The following is a 232-nucleotide window of genomic DNA, read 5'->3' as shown; positions in this document are numbered from 1 at the left end:
CGGCACCGCCAACAACGGCTCGGCCTTTGCCGGCTTGAACGCCAACACGCCGTTTTTCAACACCACCATCGGCCTGGCAATGCTGATCGGACGCTTCTTCACCATGCTGCCGATGCTGGCCGTGGCCGGCTCCCTGGCGATGAAAAAAACCGTGCCTGCCGGTGCCGGCACCATCCCCACCGCCACCCCGCTGTTCATGCTGCTGGTGGTGTTCGTGGTGCTGGTGGTGGGC

The 232-nt window shown here is 64.7% G+C and carries 1 protein-coding gene; it reads left to right on the top strand.

Annotation, left to right across the window (positions count from 1 at the left end):
* A partial coding sequence (locus tag N8M16_RS10185) for a potassium-transporting ATPase subunit KdpA (protein WP_261070168.1) occupies nucleotides 1–232 on the top strand: 232 nt, incomplete at both ends.

The sequence above is a fragment of the Streptococcus mitis genome (genome assembly GCF_946188375.1).
GTDB lineage: Bacteria > Bacillota > Bacilli > Lactobacillales > Streptococcaceae > Streptococcus > Streptococcus mitis_CX.
This window is presented reverse-complemented; position numbering and strand designations above follow the sequence as displayed.